General features: G+C 61.4%; 12 protein-coding genes. 6 read left to right on the plus strand and 6 right to left on the minus strand.

Going from position 1 to position 15,965, the window contains the following annotated elements; genetic code table 11:
• Nucleotides 1-189 precede the first annotated feature (189 nt).
• The 3 genes from glaH to gabD all read left to right on the plus strand — a co-directional run bounded on the left by glaH (nucleotide 190) and on the right by gabD (nucleotide 4,004).
• Nucleotides 190-1,167, plus strand: a complete 978-nt coding sequence (gene glaH, locus VC35_RS04400) for a glutarate dioxygenase GlaH (protein WP_046038008.1) — start codon at nucleotides 190-192, stop codon at nucleotides 1,165-1,167.
• 89 nt (nucleotides 1,168-1,256) lie between these two features.
• Nucleotides 1,257-2,528, plus strand: a complete 1,272-nt coding sequence (lhgO, locus tag VC35_RS04405; protein WP_046038056.1) for an L-2-hydroxyglutarate oxidase — start codon at nucleotides 1,257-1,259, stop codon at nucleotides 2,526-2,528.
• Between the two features lie 27 nt (nucleotides 2,529-2,555).
• Nucleotides 2,556-4,004, plus strand: a complete 1,449-nt coding sequence (gene gabD / locus VC35_RS04410; RefSeq protein WP_046038009.1) for an NADP-dependent succinate-semialdehyde dehydrogenase — start codon at nucleotides 2,556-2,558, stop codon at nucleotides 4,002-4,004.
• Nucleotides 4,005-4,071: 67 nt separating this feature from the next.
• Here gabD and VC35_RS04415 read toward each other — a convergent pair whose 3' ends face one another.
• The 3 genes from VC35_RS04415 to VC35_RS04425 all read right to left on the minus strand — a co-directional run bounded on the left by VC35_RS04415 (nucleotide 4,072) and on the right by VC35_RS04425 (nucleotide 6,408).
• A complete protein-coding gene (locus VC35_RS04415; RefSeq protein ID WP_046038010.1) occupies nucleotides 4,072-4,740 on the minus strand; it encodes a TetR/AcrR family transcriptional regulator in 669 nt (222 codons plus the stop codon).
• Between the two features lie 82 nt (nucleotides 4,741-4,822).
• Nucleotides 4,823-5,260: an acyl-CoA thioesterase gene (locus VC35_RS04420; protein ID WP_046038011.1), complete on the minus strand. Its 438-nt coding sequence runs from the start codon at nucleotides 5,258-5,260 to the stop codon at nucleotides 4,823-4,825.
• Nucleotides 5,257-6,408 carry an iron-containing alcohol dehydrogenase gene (locus VC35_RS04425; RefSeq protein WP_046038012.1) on the minus strand — a complete coding sequence of 384 codons (1,152 nt, stop codon included), beginning with the start codon at nucleotides 6,406-6,408 and terminating at the stop codon, nucleotides 5,257-5,259. The genes VC35_RS04420 and VC35_RS04425 overlap by 4 nt, the downstream gene beginning before the upstream one ends.
• 368 nt (nucleotides 6,409-6,776) lie before the next feature.
• Here VC35_RS04425 and VC35_RS04430 point away from each other — a divergent pair, with 368 nt between their 5' ends.
• The 3 genes from VC35_RS04430 to VC35_RS04440 are packed head-to-tail and all read left to right on the plus strand — an operon-like array spanning nucleotide 6,777 to nucleotide 10,796.
• The gene (locus tag VC35_RS04430) at nucleotides 6,777-8,216 is read left to right on the plus strand and encodes a phenylacetate--CoA ligase family protein (protein WP_046038013.1); all 1,440 of its coding nucleotides are present in this window, start codon (nucleotides 6,777-6,779) and stop codon (nucleotides 8,214-8,216) included.
• Nucleotides 8,217-8,220: 4 nt separating this feature from the next.
• Nucleotides 8,221-9,678 (plus strand): acyl-CoA reductase, encoded by a 1,458-nt coding sequence (locus VC35_RS04435; RefSeq protein WP_046038015.1) that lies wholly within the window; start codon nucleotides 8,221-8,223, stop codon nucleotides 9,676-9,678.
• A gap of 59 nt (nucleotides 9,679-9,737) precedes the next feature.
• The gene (locus VC35_RS04440) at nucleotides 9,738-10,796 is read left to right on the plus strand and encodes an NAD(P)-dependent alcohol dehydrogenase (protein WP_046038017.1); all 1,059 of its coding nucleotides are present in this window, start codon (nucleotides 9,738-9,740) and stop codon (nucleotides 10,794-10,796) included.
• A gap of 99 nt (nucleotides 10,797-10,895) precedes the next feature.
• Here VC35_RS04440 and VC35_RS04445 read toward each other — a convergent pair whose 3' ends face one another.
• The 3 genes from VC35_RS04445 to VC35_RS04455 are packed head-to-tail and all read right to left on the minus strand — an operon-like array spanning nucleotide 10,896 to nucleotide 15,950.
• Nucleotides 10,896-12,083 (minus strand): acetyl-CoA C-acyltransferase, encoded by a 1,188-nt coding sequence (locus tag VC35_RS04445; protein WP_046038019.1) that lies wholly within the window; start codon nucleotides 12,081-12,083, stop codon nucleotides 10,896-10,898.
• A gap of 57 nt (nucleotides 12,084-12,140) precedes the next feature.
• A complete protein-coding gene (locus VC35_RS04450) occupies nucleotides 12,141-14,252 on the minus strand; it encodes a 3-hydroxyacyl-CoA dehydrogenase NAD-binding domain-containing protein (RefSeq protein WP_046038020.1) in 2,112 nt (703 codons plus the stop codon).
• 54 nt (nucleotides 14,253-14,306) lie between these two features.
• Nucleotides 14,307-15,950, minus strand: a complete 1,644-nt coding sequence (locus VC35_RS04455) for a fatty acid--CoA ligase (RefSeq protein ID WP_046038021.1) — start codon at nucleotides 15,948-15,950, stop codon at nucleotides 14,307-14,309.
• Nucleotides 15,951-15,965: the final 15 nt, after the last annotated feature.

The following is a 15,965-nucleotide window of genomic DNA, read 5'->3' on the forward strand; positions in this document are numbered from 1 at the left end:
GCTGCTCCAGAACTTGCCAAACCCCAATCATACCCAAACATCTATCAGACGAAAAACATTCGACAATTTCATGTTTTGTCGCTCAATTATAAAAATGTAGACATTTTAGTTTTATGGCGATATTTTTCTTCTGCCAGATCCAGACCACTGCTGGAAGGCGCCAATCACTACCTTCGCCCGGGAGTTGCCATGAACGCCTTTACTCAAATTCAGGACCTTGTGATGCCGCTGCCATCGCAGAGCAAGGGCTTCACCCTTACCCCTTCCAGCCAGTCGCCGCGCCTGCTTGAGCTGAAATTCGCCAAGGAAACCGTCGACGCGTTCGTCAAGGCAGTGGCCGAGTGGCCGGTCCAGGCACTGGAGTACAAGTCGTTCCTGCGTTTCCGGGTCGCCCAGATCCTTGACGAGCTGTGCGAAGGCACCCTGCGCCCGGTACTGGTCAACACCATCCTGGACCGCGCCACCGGTGGCATGTTGATCACGCCTGAAGGATTGAACGACGTGTCCCAGGCCGATGACATGGTCAAGTTCTCCTCTGCAGTCGCCCACCTGATCGGTCGCTCCAACTTCGATGCCATGAGCGGCCAGTTCTACGCTCGCTTTGTGGTACTCAACAGCGACAACTCCGACAGCTACCTGCGTCAGCCACACCGGGTCATGGAACTGCACAACGACGGCACCTTCGTCCAGGAGCGCACCGACTACGTGATGATGATGAAGATCGACGAGCAGAACATGGAAGGCGGCAACTCCCTGTTGCTGCACCTGGATGACTGGGAAGATCTGCACCACTACTACACTCACCCACTGGCTCGCCGTGAAATGCGCTTCACCGCACCACCGAGCAAGAACGTGCGCGAAGACGTGTTCCACGCAGTGTTCGACAACGACGCCGAAGGTCGCCCGACCATGCGCTACATCGACCAGTTCGTGCAGCCTAAAGACTTCGAGGAAGGAATCTGGCTGAACGCCCTGAGCGAATCGCTGGAAGGCAGCCCGCAGAAACTGTCGGTACCGGTGCCGGTCGGCAGCTTCGTGCTGGTCAACAACATGTTCTGGCTGCACGGCCGTGACCGCTTTATCGCCCACCAGGGCCTGCGTCGTGAACTGATGCGCCAGCGTGGCTACATCAGTTATCAGAAAACCCTGTACCAGCGCGGCCAATAAGGTTTGCCAAGGGTTGAACCGGTGAGGGCCGCCACGCGTGGTGGTGTTTCCAACAAGAACGTAATTCAGGTGGGTGCAGGCTAATGGCTGTGTACGACTTCATCATCATCGGTGCCGGCATCGTGGGCATGTCCACGGCCATGCAACTGGCCCAGGTTTACCCGGACGCCAAAATCCTCCTGCTGGAGAAAGAGTCCGGCCCGGCCAGGCACCAGACCGGCCACAACAGTGGCGTGATCCACGCCGGTGTCTACTACACCCCGGGCAGCCTGAAGGCGCGTTTCTGCCTGGAAGGCAATAAGGCCACCAAGGCCTTCTGCAACAAGCACAGCATCCCTTATGACGAGTGCGGCAAGCTGCTGGTGGCCACCAACGAGCTGGAAATGGAGCGCATGCGCGCGCTGTGGGAACGCACCGCAGCCAATGGCATCAAGCGTGACTGGCTGACGGCCGCCGAGCTGCGTGAGCGCGAGCCGAACATCGTCGGCCTGGGCGGGATCTTCGTGCCTTCAAGCGGCATCGTGAACTACGCCCAGGTCACTGCGGCCATGGGCGGCGAATTCGAAGCCGCCGGTGGCGAGATCCGCTACAACAGCGAAGTAGTCGCCATCGATGAGCGTCCCGATGAAGTGGTGGTGCGCTGCAGCGACCAGGAGCACCACGGGCGCTTCCTGATCACCTGCTCGGGCCTGATGGCCGACCGCGTTGTGCGCATGCTCGGGATAAAGCCGAACTTCATCATCTGCCCGTTCCGGGGCGAGTACTACCTGCTGCCCAAGCAGCACAACCAGATCGTCAACCACCTGATCTACCCGATCCCGGATCCGTCCATGCCGTTCCTCGGCGTACACCTGACCCGCATGATCGACGGCACCGTCACCGTCGGCCCCAACGCGGTGCTTGCGATGAAGCGCGAAGGTTATCGCAAGACCGATGTCTCGCTGTCCGATATGTTCGAAACCCTGACCACCCCGGGCATTCTCAAGGTGCTGAAGAAGAACCTGCGCCCCGGACTGATCGAGATGAAAAACTCGTTGTTCAAGGGCGGCTACCTCAAGCAAGTGCAGAAGTACTGCCCGAGCCTCACCAAGAGCGATCTCACCGCCTACCCGGCGGGTGTCCGCGCCCAGGCTGTCTCGCTGGACGGCAAGTTGATCGACGACTTCCTGTTCGTCAACACCGCTCGCAGCGTCAGCGTCTGCAACGCTCCGTCACCTGCCGCGACCTCCGCCATCCCGATCGGCGCGTACATCGTCGACAAGGTCCGCGAACAGCTTACCCGCTCTGGCGCCAGTTTCGTCAAACCCGACAGCTCCGTCCAACCCGCCCCTATGGCGGCCTCCATCGCAGCCCCCCATTAACGATAACCAAGCAGCGAGGAATCACGCGTGCAACTCAACGATCCGAAACTGTTCCGCCAGCAAGCCTATATCGACGGTGTATGGGTAGATGCCGACAACGGCCAGACCCTCAAGGTCAACAACCCGGCCACCGGTGAAATCATCGGCAGCGTGCCGAAGATGGGCGCTACCGAGACCCGGCGCGCCATCGAGGCCGCCGACAAGGCATTACCGGCCTGGCGCGCCCTGACCGCCAAGGAACGCGCCAACAAACTGCGCAAGTGGTTCGACCTGATGATGGCCAACCAGGAAGACCTGGCCCGCTTGATGACCCTCGAACAAGGCAAGCCGCTGACCGAGTCCCGTGGCGAAATCGCTTATGCAGCCTCCTTCCTGGAGTGGTTCGGCGAAGAAGCCAAGCGCGTCTATGGCGACATGATCCCCGGTCACCAGGTCGACAAGCGCCTGATGGTGCTCAAGCAACCGATCGGTGTCACTGCCGCCATCACCCCGTGGAACTTCCCTTCGGCGATGATTACCCGCAAGGCCGGCCCGGCCCTGGCCGCCGGTTGCACCATGGTCCTCAAGCCGGCCTCGCAAACGCCCTACTCGGCCCTGGCCCTGGCGGAACTGGCCGAGCGCGCCGGTATTCCGAAGGGTGTGTTCAGCGTGGTCACCGGCAGTGCCGGCGAAGTCGGCGCCGAGCTGACCGGTAACCCGATCGTGCGCAAGCTGACCTTCACCGGCTCCACCGAAATCGGCCGCCAGCTGATGGTCGAGTGCGCCAAGGACATCAAGAAAGTCTCGCTGGAACTGGGCGGCAATGCACCCTTCATCGTGTTCGATGACGCCGACCTGGACGCCGCCGTCGAGGGCGCGCTGATCTCCAAGTATCGCAACAACGGCCAGACCTGCGTCTGCGCCAACCGCCTGTACATCCAGGACGGTGTCTACGATGCCTTCGTCGAAAAACTCACCGCCGCCGTGGCCAGGTTGAACATCGGCAACGGCCTGGAAAACGGCATCACCACAGGTCCCCTGATCGACGCCAAGGCCATGGCCAAGGTCCAGGAGCACATTGACGATGCCGTGAGCAAAGGGGCTCGTGTGGTCGCCGGCGGCAAGCCGCACGCCCTGGGCGGGACCTTCTTCGAGCCGACTGTGCTGGTCGATGTACCGCGCAACGCTGCTGTCGCCAAAGAAGAAACCTTCGGCCCGCTGGCACCGCTGTTCCGCTTCAAGGATGAAGCCGAGGTGATCGCCATGGCCAATGACACCGAATTCGGCCTGGCCTCGTACTTCTATGCTCGCGACTTGAGCCGTGTGTTCCGTGTGGGCGAAGCGCTGGAATACGGCATTGTCGGCGTCAACACCGGGATCATCTCCAACGAAGTGGCGCCGTTCGGCGGCATCAAGGCCTCGGGCCTGGGCCGCGAAGGCTCCAAGTACGGCATCGAGGACTACCTGGAAATCAAATACCTGTGCATCGGTATCTGAGCCGCCACGCCGCCTGCGCTGCGTAACACCTGACGCCCCGCTTGCGGGGCGTCGCTTTGTTCGCGGTTCAAGGGCTCGGGTCCGTCAACATTGCGTGCAGCATGCGCGCCATCAACTTGGGCGTGTCCTCGTCAGTGAGGTAGCCCGGTCTTTCCAACAGCATGGCCCGAGGTAGCACCGACCAGGTCTGGTAAACCAGAAACTCGGCCTTTTCCCGGTCCTTGACCCGGATTTCGCTGGCGAAGCGTTTCATCAAGGCCGAACTCGCAGTGGCGGTCCAAAGCTGCTTGGCCTTGACCACATCCAGTCGCACCAGCTCGTCATAATGAGTGGAGCGCACGCTGAACGCAGGATCGTAGAGGGTTTTCTTGTGATGGGCGGCCAGTACGGCCCGCAGGGCCAGCAAAATCCCGTCTAACAACGTGGTGCCAGACGGCAGCGCCATAATGTCGGCGTACAGTCCGATGCGGGCTTCAGTCCGGTAATCATCAAACACTGCAGCGATCAACGACTCCATCGTCGGGAAGTACTCGTAGATCGAACTGATCGCCACCCCTGAGTCTTCGGCCAGGCGCATGGCGTTCAAGGCTTCCCGCCCCTCGCTTTCGAGAATCTGCCGACCGGCCTGTTTCACGGCCGTGACCAGCGCGATCGAGCGTGCCTGCCGCGGTTCCTTGCGCGGCTGGGCAGGTATTTCGACCTGCACGCCCGGCTTGTCAGGGGTTGGTTTGATCATGGTGTCCTCTCCAGAATGCTGCTCATTGCCACCGTGGCAAAACCGACAAGCAGCAAACTGGAGTATGACCGAGCCGACTCGCTTAGTCAGCGAGTCTCGCGAGTACACAACGCACCGTTTCCGGGATGGGCACCGAGGTGTTGCTGGCGCGGTCGACGTACACATAGACGATATGGGCCGCTGCGGCCGCTTCATGCTCATCGTTGCGAAACAGTGCCAGCTCGTAGCGTGCGCTGCTGTTACCCAGACGGGATATTTTCATTGCGACATTGATCTGGTCGGGGAAGCCGATGGACGCAAAGTAGGTGCAACCGGAATTGACGATCAACCCGATCACCGGGCTGTTGGCAATGTCCAGGGTGCCCTGTTCGACCAGGAACGCCGTGATCGCCGACTCACAGTACGAGTAGTAGACCACGTTGTTCACATGCCCAAAGGAGTCATTGTCACCAAAGCGCGTCGGCACTTTGGTGAAATGGCGAAACTCGTCCCGGCACGGCCGTTTGAGTTTGTTGCTCATAGGATTTCCCTGTAGATCGAGCGCACATCTTCCAGGCACAGCTGCCGCGGATTGTTGCCGAGCAGGCGCTGCTGCTTCATCGCATCGATAGCCAGCGCCTCGATGTCGGACTCGACGATGCCCAGGTCACGCAAGCGGGTCGACAGGCCCAGTTCACCGGCCAGGGTGCCAAGGTAGTTGGCCAGCGTAGCGGCTTTTTCTGTATCGGTACCCAGGGTGCCAGGCAGGACGATATCGGCCAGTTGCGCATACAGCGGCGCCACCGCCTCGAGATTGAAGCGCATCACCGGCCCCAGCACCAGCGCATTGGAAAGTCCGTGCGGTATATGGAAACGTGCGCCGAGGGGATACGCCAGGGCATGCACCGCCGCCACTGGCGCGTTGGCGAACGCCATGCCCGCCAGGCAGGCACCCAGCAACATGTTCTCCCGCGCTTGCAGGTTGCTGCCATCCAGGCAGGCCTGGAACAGACTGCCGGACAACAGACGCAGCGCCTCTCGTGCCAGGCAATCGGAAATCGGATTCTTCAGGTTCCTGGTGGTGTAGGCCTCGATGGCATGGACCATGGCATCGATACCGGTCGCTGCAGTGACGTGGGGCGGCAGGCCAAGGGTCAGCTCCGCATCCAGCACCGCCAGGTCGGGCAACAGCATTGGCGAATAAACCACGTTCTTCTCACCGGTACCGGTGGTCACGACCGAGACCGAAGTCACCTCCGAACCGGTCCCTGCCGTGGTCGGCACCAGAATCAGCGGCAGGCGCGGGCCCTTGGTCTGGTTGATGCCATAGACTTGACTCAACGACTCGCCACTGCTCGCCAACAGCGCAGCCAGCTTGGCGGCATCCAGCGAACTGCCGCCGCCCAGCCCCACCACGCAATCGGCGCCACAGCTTTTCGCGGCATCCACCGCCGCCAGGATCACCGACTCCGGCGGGTCGGCCTGTACCTGGGAAAACACGCTGACGGCTATGTCCTGACCCTCGAAACCGGCGAGCACCGCATCCAGAAGCCGAGCCGCAATAACCCCCGCATCGGTCACCAGCAAAACCGATTTGCAGCCCCTGGCGCGAACATGATCGGCGAGCCGGGTCGACGCACCGCGTTCGATGATCATTGATGGAGTGGTTTGAAATACCATTTTCAACATGGAAGCCTCACGAATAGGTGTGTGTTGCGCTGAGTTTTCATGGCGATTGCAAAGCCCATACGCCAACCGGAAACCCCTCACGAATAGCCGTCTGAGTGGCAGCGCTCCCCTCATTGACAGGAGTGAGCGAGACAGAGTGTATGCCAGCCCACTTCCTGATCCCGCCTGAAATCCGGTCACCCACCCCGAATCCGGAACGGCCTGCACGGGCACCTCGATACGCTTATTTTTTTCCTTGTTTATCAGCTACTTGTGTCATATCGACCGGCACATGAATCCGGAACAAATTCCGAAGCGGCATCCCCATACTTGAGCCGCACCCTTCCCCGGCCTCGCCGGTTCCCACTAGTCGAGTAGCGAGCCAGAAAATGCCCACTGCACAACTGTCGATAGAACAAAAAACCCAGCAGCTGCTGAACAACCCGGCAGAATTGGTCAACTATTCCCAGCAAGCCTGGAACCATTTGCCCCGCGCCGAAATCGACGCGCTACAACTCAACGCCCTGAAGCAACGCTTCGAAGAACTCCGCGAGCGCATACCGGTACTGAAGAAACTCGCCGACGCCCAAGGCGTGGAAAAGATCGAGCAACTCGACGACGTAGTGCCGCTGCTGTTCGAACACACCGTTTACAAGTCCTACCCGCCATCGTTGCTGGAGAAGCGCAGCTTCGGCCAGATCAACAAATGGCTGGGCAAACTGGTGACGCCAGAGGTTGCCGAAGCCATCGCCGCGGTCAACGTCAGCGATTGCCAAGGCCTGGATGACTGGTTCGAGACCATGGACGAAGGCGTGCCGCAGCTGCGCATCAGTCACACCTCGGGCACTTCCGGCACCCTGTCGTTCCTGCCCCAGGGTGTTCATGAGTGGGAAAAATTCGCTCAACTGCGCAAGATGATGGTGTGGAACATGGAGGGTCCGGACACCCCGGAGCCCAACTTGCACACGATCTACCCTTACTACCGCAAGGGTTACCTGAGCCATGTGCGCGTCCATGCCGCCATGATTCCAGCACTGTTGCCGGACGAATCGCATTTCCATGCCGCTTACCCGACCACCCTCAGCACCGACGTGCTGCACCTGGGGGCCAAGCTGCGCGCGGCACAGTCCAAAGGCACCCTCGACCGCCTGGTGATCAGCCCGGAACTGCTGGAAAAGAAGAAGGCTTTCGACCAGTTGCAAGCCGACATGCCACAGCACCTGGCGACCTTCTTCGATCATATGTCCACCAAGCTCAATGGTCAGCGCGTGTACATCGGCGCGACCTGGAACCTGCTGCACAGCATGGCCAAGGCCGGCCTTGCGCGGGGCCTGGAAGGTGTCTTCCACCCTGACTCGTTCGTGCACACCGCCGGCGGCGGCAAGGGTGTCGTACAACCCGAGGGCTGGCGTGAAGACGTGCTGCGTTTCACCGGTGCCAAGACGCTCAACGAATCCTACGCAATGTCCGAAATCGTCGGCGGCGCCCACGCGCGGTGCGAAGCAGGCCACTTCCACTTCGCCCCCACCGTCGTCCCCTACCTGCTCGATCCAGAGACCAGCAAGCCACTGCCGCGCAAAGGCCGCGTGACCGGTCGTGCAGCCTTCTTCGACCTCGGCGCCGAGATCCGTTGGGGCGGTTTTATCACCGGCGATGAAATCACCGTCGAATGGGACAAGCCTTGCGCATGCGGCCGGCCGAGTTGCTACGTCGTCGGGCCGATCCAGCGCTACAGCGAACTCAATGGTGGCGACGACAAGATCACTTGTGCAGCAACAGAAGACTCCCATCGCCAGGCGATGGATTTCCTGAACACTTTAGAGGGCTAACCCCATGAGCAAACCTATTGCGCCAATGATCATCCGCGGCAAAGTCATCACCGACAACCTGATCGACGTGGGTGGCCGCGGCGGTGACCTGGTGTTCCAGACCCCGGATGCGCACAAGTATATCGACCAGTTGCCGCTGGGTAATCCGGCCAGGCTGGCCGACCTGTACACCCTCAGTTTCAACGACATCCTCGACTACGCCGAAGCCCTCGGTGAACGTCTTGAATTCGACAAAAACCCCTACTTGCAGGAAGCCTGCGAGCTGTCGTACCTGACTGCGCCGGTCACTCCGAGCATGGTCAAGGGCAGCTACATGGGGCTGCGCCACATGCTCACCCGTGAGTCAGTCACCGAACAGGTGGAGAACTCAGTGGGCGTCAAGTACCTGGAAGGCTGGGTCAAGCAGCGCTTGATCGACGGCACCGAACTCGATGTGCGCTGCTTCGGCGCCCGCACCCTGCATATCGTCGCCGGCAACGCGACCGGGTTGTCCCTGCTGACCATCCTGCGCAACATGGTGCTGCGCAGCGACGCGATCATCAAGGCGCCGTCCAACGACCCGTTCACGGCCCTGGCCATCGCCCGCACCATGGTTGAGATGGCGCCGGACCACCCGCTGACCAAACACCTCAGCGTCGCCTACTGGAAAGGTGGCGACCAGGCCTTCGAAGAACGCCTGTACCAGCCGCAGAACCTGGAGAAGATCGTTGCCTGGGGCGGTTTCAATTCGATGAAGCATGTCACCCGCTACATCCAACCGGGCCTGGAGCTGATCTCCCTCGACCCGAAACGCAGCGCCAGCATCATCGGCAAGGGTGCCTTCGACAGTGAAGCGACCATGCGCGAGGCCGCCCTGCGCCTGGCCAGCGACATTGGCGCACTGAACCAGAAGGCCTGTGTGTGCGCCCGGGTGGTCTATGTGCAGAGCGGCACCGATGAGGCCGGCCTGGCGAATCTGAATACCTTCGGCCGTTATGTCTACGACGCCATGCAGACCCTGCCCAACACCCTCAGCACCGTGCCCAAACGCTACGACCAGGGCCTCAAGGCCGAAGTCGACGCGCTGCGCCTGGATGATGAGTGGTACCAGGTGATTGGCGGCCAGGACGGTGAAGGCGCCGTCATCTGCTCACAGATTCCGGAGTCGGTGTCGTTTGCCACCCGGCTCGACGACCGCACCGCCAACCTGGTGCCGGTCGATGACCTGACCGAGATGATGGATGCCGTGGATGCCTACACCCAGACCGTCGGTGTCTATCCGGAAAGCATCAAGGAAGATCTCAAGGACATTCTGCCCCTGTATGGCGCTCAGCGAATCGTCTCGCTGGGCTACGCGGCGGGGCTGAAATGGGCGGGTCCGCAAGACTCCATCGAGCCACTGCGGCGCATGGGCAAGTGGATCGTCAACCAGATCGCCTCGCCGGAAACGACCCCGGCGCCATGGTTGCGCCCGTCGATCTAACCCCTCCTGTACCCCTGGCCATTGCCGGGGGTACGCGTTGATTCCTACAGGACTTACCCATGACCACTTGCCTGGGATTTGCCGCCTTCGAGCCCCACTCCGCCCTCACGCCGTTTCGTTTCGAGCGTCGCGACTTGCGTGCCGATGACGTCGCTATCGATATCGCCTATTGCGGCGTCTGCCATTCCGATGCCCATCAGGTGCACAACGACTGGAACAACACGGTCTACCCCATCGTGCCAGGCCACGAGATCGTCGGGCATGTCACTGCCGTCGGCAGTAACGTCAGCCGCTTCAAAGTCGGCGACCGGGTTGCCGTCGGTTGCCAGGTCGATAGCTGCCTGCAGTGCGCACCTTGCCACGAGCATCAGGAACAACTCTGTGCCCATGGTCCGACGCCTACCTATAACGGCAAGGATCGTCACACCGGCGAGATCACCTATGGCGGTTACTCCGAGCATATTGTCGTGCGTGAACAGTTCGTACTGCGCATGCCCGAAAGCCTCGATCCGCGTTTCGCCGCACCATTGCTATGCGCCGGCATTACCGTGTGGAACCCGATGCGCCGCTACGGTGTGGGCAAGGACTCGAAAGTCGCGGTGGTCGGCCTCGGCGGGCTCGGGCACATGGCGGTGAAGCTGGCCGTGGCGCTCGGTGCCGAGGTGACCGTGATTACCACCTCACCGGGCAAGGCCGACGATGCCCGCGCCCTGGGTGCCAAACACGTACTGTTGTCCAACGATTCGCCGGCCATGACGGCGGCGGCCAATGCCTTCGAATTCATCATCGACACCATTCCCAGCCGGCACAACGTCAACCCCTACCTGATGCTGCTGGGTCGCGAAGGCGTACTGGTGCTGGTCGGTGCCATCGAACCACTGGAACCCATCCATGGCGGCTTGCTGATCCGCAACAACCGCACCATCGCCGGCTCGCTCATCGGTGGCATCCAGGCAATCCAGGAACTGCTGGATTTCTGCGCCGAACATCAGGTATTGCCCAGCTGCGAAATGATTGATATCAAGGACATCAATACGGCCTTTGACCGCCTGCAGCGCAACGACGTGAAGTACCGCTTTGTGATCGACATGACCAGCATGCGTGACGTAGCGCTTTAAACGAGTCCTACGCTGCGGTGCTAATCACCGCAGCGCCCTCTTGCTAGAACCGAACACCGCCCCGCCTCTGTGCAACCGCACACACAGTGCTCGACCCGTTCACTGGAACACCTCGAAGAGTCCGGCCGCGCCCATCCCGCCGCCGACGCACATGGTCACCACCACGTACTTCACACCGCGTCGACGGCCTTCCAGCAAAGCATGCCCGACCATCCGCGCACCACTCATTCCATAAGGGTGGCCGATGGCAATGGAGCCGCCATTGACGTTCAATCGGGCGTCGTCGATGCCCAAGGTGTCGCGGCAATAAAGCACCTGGCAGGCAAACGCTTCGTTGAGCTCCCACAGGCCGATATCGTCGACCTTCAGGCCGTGTTGCTTGAGCAACTTGGGAACCGCCAGCACCGGGCCGATGCCCATTTCTTCCGGAGCCAGGCCGGCTACCGCGATGCCGCGGTACAGGCCCAGCGGCTTGAGGTTGCGCTGCTCGGCCAGACGCGCATCCATCAGCACGCAGGCGCTGGCGCCGTCCGACAGTTGACTGGCGTTACCGGCAGTGATGCAGCCGCCCTCGATCACCGGCTTGAGGTTGATCAGGTCTTCCAGCCGGGTCTGCGGACGGTTGCCTTCATCCTGACGCAGGGTGACTTGCTCCAGGCGCGCCTCGCCTGTGGCTTTGTCGATTACCTGCCGAATGCTGCTGACCGGAACGATTTCGCCGTCGAACAGCCCTGCCTGCTGCGCCGCTGCGGTGCGTTGCTGCGATTGCAGGGCGTAGGCGTCCTGCGCCTCACGACTGATGCCATAGCGTTGAGCAACCAGCTCGGCGGTTTGCAGCATGGGCATGTAGGCGTGGATGGCGTTGCGCTCCACCTGCGGGTCGCGCTCGGCGTAGGCCCATTCCATGTTGCGATTCTGCACCGCGCTGATGTTTTCCTGACCAGCACCGATCGTCGCCGGCATGCCGTCGACGATAATCTGCTTGGCGGCCGTGGCGATGGCCATCAGGCCCGAGGCGCATTGGCGATCCAGGGTCTGCCCGCTGACCGACAACGGCAGGCCCGAGGCCAGTGCCGCCATGCGTGCGAGGTTCAAACCGGCAGTGCCGCTGGTCAGTGCGGTGCCCATGACCAGGTCTTCGATCTCCCCGGCTTCGATACCGGCACGTTCGACCGCCGCACGGATCGCGTGGCTGGCCATGGTCGGTGACTTGATGGTGTTGAACGCGCCCCGGAAAGCCTTGGCGATGGGGGTACGGGCGGTGGAGAGAATGACGGCTTCTTTCATGTTGCAATTCCTTGCGTGACGGGTCGGGGCGGCCAATGTGCAGTGGCCGCCGAAAAGTCAGATGCGTTCGATGCGGGTCTTGCCGCTGGCCACCAGGTGCTCAAGCAGTGCTGCCGGCTGGAACCACATCGCTCCGTATGCGCCGAGTGTCTGGCGGTAATGGCCGATACGTTCCAGCACTTGTGCCAGCCCCAGCCCTTCGGCGTAGTGCAGCGGACCGCCGCGCCAGGCCGGGAAGCCATAGCCGTTGATCCAGACCAGGTCGATGTCGCTGCTGCGCTGGGCGATGCCTTCGTCGAGCAACTGGATGCCTTCGTTGACCAGCATCAACAGACAACGGTCGTGAATTTCCTGATCGCTGATGACGCGGCGCTGGATGCCCAGTTCGCCTGCGATGCGCTCGGCCAAGGCGACCACTTCAGGGTCATCCTTGCGCTCACGGCCTTCGTAGCGGTAATAGCCGCGACTGCTCTTCTGGCCAAAACGGCCCAGGGCGTAAAGCGCATCGGCAAGCTTGCAGTAGCCGGGATCGTGGGCGATGACGTCACGGCGCGACTCGCGCACCAGGAAACTGACATCGATGCCCGCCAGATCGTGCATGGCCATGACCCCCATCGCCATGCCAAGGCCGGTGAGCACACTGTCAATCTGCGCCGGCGTGGCGCCTTCCAGCAGCAGACGGTGCGCTTCGCGGGAATAGGGTTCGAGCATACGGTTGCCGATGAAGCCGAAGCACACCCCGGACACCACCGGGATCTTGCCGATGCGCTTGGCGATTTTCAGCGTGGTGGCCAGGACATCGGCGGCCGTGGCCGTGCCGCGTACCACTTCGAGCAGGCGCATGACGTTGGCCGGACTGAAGAAATGCAGGCCGACGACGTCCTGCGGCCGGCGCGTGACGGCGGCAATGGCGTCGACATCCAGGGTGGAGGTATTGCTGGCGAGGATCGCCCCGACCTTGCACACCTCGTCCAGGGTGCGAAACACCTGCTGCTTGATCGACAAGTTCTCGAACACGGCTTCGATCACCAGGTCCGCGTCGGCGATATCGGCGTAGTCCAGGGTGCCGTGGATCAGCGCCAGACGCTCGTCCATCTGCCCGGCTGCGAGCTTGCCGCGCTGGACACTGGTTTCGTAATTTTTGCGAATCAGCTCAAGGCCACGTGCCAGGGCATCGGCCTTGAGCTCCAGTAGCGTCACCGCCATGCCCGCATTGGCGAAGTTCATGGCAATCCCGCCGCCCATGGTGCCGGCGCCGATCACCGCAACCTGAGTGACAGGACGGATCGGCGTGCCGGCATCCAGACCCGGCAATTTGCCGACTTCACGCTCGGCGAAAAATACATGGCGCAGGGCCTCGGACTCGCTGGAAGCCTCGGCCTCCTTGAACAGCTCGCCCTCCCTGGCAAGGCCCTCGGCCAACGGCAGGTTGCAGGCTGCTTCGATCGCCGTCACCACTCGCTGCGGCGCACTCTGGCCTTTCCAGCGAGCCTGATTGGCGGCGCGATAGTCGGCGAAATAATTCGCCGGCAGGGCTGCGCCCGGGTTCGCTTGTGGCCAGGTCGGGCGAGCCGGCGCCTGCCCGGCAATCAGTTCTGCGGCCAACGCCTTGGCCGTGTCGAGCAAGCTGTCAGCGCTTTGTGCCACGCGATCAAGCAGTCCTAGCGTCAGTGCTCGATTAGCGTTAATCGGCTGGCCGGAGGCAATCATCTCCAGCGCCGCCTCGGCACCGATCAGACGCGGCAAGCGCTGAGTACCACCGGCACCGGGTAGCAAGCCAAGCTTGATTTCCGGCAGGCCAAGCCGAGCCCCGGCTTCAGCCACGCGGTAGCCGCAGGCCAGGGCTAGCTCCAGTCCACCGCCGAACGCCAGACCACCGATGGCGGCGATCAGTGGTTTGTCCAGCTCGGTCAAACGGATCAGCAGGCCTGGCAGGTCTGGCCTGGCGAACGACGCCGGGCTGCCGAACTCGGAAATATCCGCGCCCGCGCTAAACGGCAAACCCTCGCCGTAGAGCACAATCGCTTTCACGCTGGCATCGGCGGCGGCGCGGTCACAGGCCTCCAGCAATTGTTCGCGCAAAGCCTGGCCCAGGGCGTTGACGGGGGCACGGGCGAGGCCGATCAGGGCCAGAGGACCTTCGTTTTGATAATGGATCAGGTCATTCATGGATGTTTTCTCGTTCGGAAAAAGGAGTGGGTGCCGTGGAATAGCTCGATTCCCTCAGCTCAACTCGCTTTCCCGAATCAGCTTCTTGTTGATCTTGCCGACGCTGGTCTTGGGAATTTCCGCGACGAACTTGAACTGCTTGGGGATTGCCCATTTGTTGATGCGGCCACTGGCCACGAACTGTTGCAGGTGGGCTTCGAGCATCTGTTTGTCGACGAACTGCCCCGGCTCACACACCACCAGAGCCATGGGCCGTTCGCCCCATTGCTCATCGGCAATGCCCACCACGGCAACAGAGGTGACCGACACGTGCTCGCTGATCAGGTTCTCCAGGTCCAGCGAACTGATCCACTCGCCACCCGTCTTGATCACGTCCTTGATGCGGTCCTTGATTTCCACCCTGCCTTGCGAATCGATGGAAGCCAGGTCGCCGGTGTGCAGCCAGCCGCCGTGCCACAGTTCTGCACCCTTTTCCGGGGCCTTCAGATAGCCTTGGGTCAGCCATGGCGCGCGGACGACGATTTCGCCCAGGGCTTCGCCGTCATGGGCGACCGCATGGCCGTTGGCATCAATGATGTTCAGGTCGACCATGGGTATTGGCATACCCGTCTTGATGCGAGTGGGTAACTGCGCCGGCATGGACTGTTCAAGTTCCTCGCCCCGCTGGAAGCTCAGGCAAAGCATCGGACAGGTCTCGGACATGCCGTAGCCACTGTGGACCTGAACGCCTTTGGCACTTGCCTGACTGGCGATGCCCAACGTCAACGCACTGCCGCCCAAGAGCATTTTCCAGCCGTCGAACCGGGTCGCCTTGCCTTCCTCACAGTTGAGGACCATTTGCAGGACGGTCGGTACGCAATGAGAAAAGGTGACCTTCTCTTCACGAAAAAGCCGGACCAGGCTATTGGGCTCGTAACGGCCGGGGTACACCTGCTTGATGCCCATCAGGGTCGCGACATAGGGCACGCCCCAGGCATGCACGTGGAACATCGGCGTGATCGGCATGTACACATCATTCGAACGCAGCAATGGCAGGCTTTGGTAAACGCCCAGGGTGCCCACGGCATTCAGGGTATGCAGCACCAGTTGGCGATGACTGAAGTACACCCCTTTCGGCTCGCCAGTGGTGCCGGTGGTGTAGAACAGCGTCGCCACCGAGTTTTCATCAAAATCGGCAAAGTCATAGTGGCTAGCTGCCTGGGACAACAGGCTTTCATACTCACCCAACACAGGAAGCCCGGTGTCGGTTGCGGCATCGTCAGTCAAGCGGATATAGCCTTTGACGGTGCTCAGGCCCTGATGAATCTGCTCGATCATCGGCAGGAAATCATCATGCACCAGCACCAGGTCATCCTCGGCGTGGTTCATGGTGTAGAGCACCTGCTCCGGTGACAGGCGAATATTCACCGTGTGCAGCACCGCGCCGATCATTGGCACGGCGAAGAAACATTCCAGGTAGCGATGGCTGTCCCAGTCGAGCATGGCCACCGTGTCCCCGGCCCTGACCCCGGCCGCCGTCAGCGCATTGGCCAGCCGATGGATTCGTTCGATGAGGGTCCTGTAGCTGTATCGAAGCTTGTCGGCGTAGACGATCTCATTGGCAGGTTCGTATCGCACCCCTGACAGCAACAAGCTCTTGATCAACAGCGGGTAGGTGTATGCGCCTTGTGCCGGTGGAATTATTTTTGTCTTCAGCATGGTTGTACCTTCCTG

The sequence above is a fragment of the Pseudomonas fluorescens genome (genome assembly GCF_000967965.1).
GTDB classification, from domain to species: Bacteria; Pseudomonadota; Gammaproteobacteria; order Pseudomonadales; family Pseudomonadaceae; genus Aquipseudomonas; species Aquipseudomonas grandcourensis.

Bases quoted from the DNA above. Each gene is read 5' to 3' on its own strand.
- glaH (WP_046038008.1), top strand. From the start codon at position 190: ATGAACGCCTTTACTCAAATTCAGGACCTTGTGATGCCGCTGCCATCG.
- VC35_RS04415 (WP_046038010.1), bottom strand. From the start codon at position 4,740: ATGATCAAACCAACCCCTGACAAGCCGGGCGTGCAGGTCGAAATACCT.
- VC35_RS04420 (WP_046038011.1), bottom strand. From the start codon at position 5,260: ATGAGCAACAAACTCAAACGGCCGTGCCGGGACGAGTTTCGCCATTTC.
- VC35_RS04425 (WP_046038012.1), bottom strand. From the start codon at position 6,408: ATGTTGAAAATGGTATTTCAAACCACTCCATCAATGATCATCGAACGC.
- VC35_RS04430 (WP_046038013.1), top strand. From the start codon at position 6,777: ATGCCCACTGCACAACTGTCGATAGAACAAAAAACCCAGCAGCTGCTG.
- VC35_RS04435 (WP_046038015.1), top strand. From the start codon at position 8,221: ATGAGCAAACCTATTGCGCCAATGATCATCCGCGGCAAAGTCATCACC.
- VC35_RS04440 (WP_046038017.1), top strand. From the start codon at position 9,738: ATGACCACTTGCCTGGGATTTGCCGCCTTCGAGCCCCACTCCGCCCTC.
- VC35_RS04445 (WP_046038019.1), bottom strand. From the start codon at position 12,083: ATGAAAGAAGCCGTCATTCTCTCCACCGCCCGTACCCCCATCGCCAAG.
- VC35_RS04450 (WP_046038020.1), bottom strand. From the start codon at position 14,252: ATGAATGACCTGATCCATTATCAAAACGAAGGTCCTCTGGCCCTGATC.
- VC35_RS04455 (WP_046038021.1), bottom strand. From the start codon at position 15,950: ATGCTGAAGACAAAAATAATTCCACCGGCACAAGGCGCATACACCTAC.